Annotated in this window: 1 protein-coding gene and 2 pseudogenes; 2 read left to right on the top strand and 1 reads right to left on the bottom strand. The window is 61.2% G+C overall.

Annotated features, from left to right (window positions below; translation table 11 throughout):
* Window positions 1-276 precede the first annotated feature (276 nt).
* Both AC1DZP_RS35960 and AC1DZP_RS35955 read left to right on the top strand, forming a co-directional pair.
* A pseudogene (locus AC1DZP_RS35960) lies at window positions 277-468 on the top strand (DUF1173 family protein); the annotation flags it as partial.
* Window positions 469-547: 79 nt separating this feature from the next.
* Window positions 548-1,135: pseudogene (locus AC1DZP_RS35955) on the top strand (DUF1173 family protein).
* A 39-nt stretch (window positions 1,136-1,174) separates the two neighbouring features.
* On the opposite strand, the gene AC1DZP_RS35950 reads toward AC1DZP_RS35955, so the two are convergent.
* A complete protein-coding gene (locus AC1DZP_RS35950; protein WP_477309075.1) occupies window positions 1,175-1,858 on the bottom strand; it encodes a transposase in 684 nt (227 codons plus the stop codon).
* Window positions 1,859-2,106: the final 248 nt, after the last annotated feature.

Raw genomic sequence — 2,106 nt, 5'->3', positions numbered from 1 at the left:
GCCGTGACCGGGGGGCGGCAGGGGTCGCCTCTCAGGCCGCGGGCGCGGGCCTCTCCCGGTGGACCGCCGCCATGTCTCCAGGCCATCCGGCGACGCCGCGCCGGCCCGCGTGCCGGCCCGACCCGTTCATCCGGGCGGCAGGAAGCGACGGGCATCCTCCGATGCTGCGGCCGGCTAGGTATCGTTCGGCCCGCGTGCCGGCGGATCGGCTGCGATATAGCGAACAGGCGACGCGCGGCCTCAGGCGAGCCGCGAGCCGCAAGGCTGGCGCTGCACATGGCGGCCCTCAAGTTGGACTTCAGCCTGTCGAAGACGGGGAGCCGGGCACCGTCCGTGCCTGCCGGGCAAAGTTCCGCCAGCGTAACGGCCGATCCCAGGCGGATGTCGCTGCGTGGCCTGCTTCATTATCTCTGGCACGAGGCTGAATTGACTGTCTGGACATCGAGGTGGGCTGGCAAGCGACATTGGTGGAATGTCCGCTGGCATCTGCTCGAGGCCGCCGGGCAAATGACAGTGAGGGGAGGACCGCCTCGCGGATTTCCTGTTCGTGCCCGAGCCATTTCGCGCCCAGAACAAGCAAGCGATCGAGCAGCGTCGCAACGCGGTTCTCGGCACTGCGCTTCCGCCGAAATCCGGCCCCCGAAAGTTGCTGGTCGGCGAGGTGAAGGAGATYGTTCCTGCCCGCTCCGGTTAGAAACTTGTTATCAGACATTTGCCCGGTTTTCCCTTCATGATCGACGATGCATTGCATCGTCGCCTGCAGGCTCGTTTCGACGTGATCGCGACGTTCGGACTGAACTCGACCGGCCTCGCCATTGTCGAGGAGATCGCGTTGATGGTTGTGTCCGAGAACTGGATTCCTTACGAGACATTCCCGGAGAAAAGGCTCGTCGATGGGCTCGCCCGCCTTCGCGAGAAGAGCGTGAAGGGATTGCGCTTTGACCTGCAACCCGACCAGCCGATCGCCAATGCGTTGCTTCAGAAAAGGGACGAGCCGATAGCGCTCTTTGTCGTTCCGGTCGGAACGGACCAGAACTACGAAGCGTCACTCGACGAAATGATCGCCGCGCGCCCGGAGATCGGCTCCTGGGTGTGGCGGGTCGGCGAAGGCGATATGCCGCCGCTACCGCCTTGAGCGTCGTTGGGCGAATTTTCCAGCGATACTCACTATGCCTTAGGCCAGGCCCAGCTTCTTCTTGAGCTCGGCATTTTCCTTGCGCAGACGGTCCCCAAGCAGGTTCTTCAGACGCTTGTTTACTTCTTCGAGCGCGACAAGATCACGGAGATCGCCGCTGTCTAAAGAAGGTGCGACAGCCCTCTTCCAATAATAGTAGGTCTGCTCAGATATGCCGGCCTGGCCGACCGCAGTCTTGCTGGTCGCGCCGCCAGCGATCGATTTTTCGATCTGGGCAAGCTTCTGGGAGCGTTCCTTCTCGGAATATGTCTTGCGGGCGGTCTTCGCCGCCACCGGAGCTTCTGCCGCCGGGGGCACGTGTTTCGCTCCGTTCTTGCGGACCGGCTTGACGAGTTCTGCCTTCGCTTTCTTTGCTCGCGGAACTTTCTTCTTCGATTCAGGCACTTCCACTTTGGCTGGCGCTACTGTCGTCTGAACAGTCTCGGCGTCCTGAAAATCGGCCATCATATACTCCGCTTGTGGTTTTTCCCCTTCTTCAGCATCAAGGGGTCTTATACTGAAGTCAATGACCTCCGAATTCGGGAGCGGAGCAGCACAGCCCGGCTGCGTCATCTCCGTGGCAATCTTGGACAGGTCGAGATCGCCCCAGATCGAATGACTTCGCTTTTGCACGCCGCGCTTCTGTTTCATTTCCACGATGAACGGCCGGATCTGGCGCTTCATAGTCTGTTCCTTGATGTGAGCATGACTTGCAAGCCAAGTCGCTGCCCGGGTTAGCGGGTACCCGATGTATCTTATCGCTCTCGTCGTGCTTTATCGGAGAAGCCCCGCAACGAGCAAGCGGTGTGTCATGGGCCTTGGGCAGCCGGTTCAATCAACGGGGTCGAACATCCCTCTGAGAGGCGACGGCTGATGTTCAAAGCTGCACCGAGGCTCAGGCGTCTAGCTGGCGGTGTGCCATGACTGTGCAC

It is taken from the genome of Mesorhizobium sp. P2_F8, assembly GCF_056403655.1.
The sequence above is the reverse complement of the archived record's forward strand: the minus strand, read 5'-3'. Positions and strand labels throughout refer to the sequence as shown.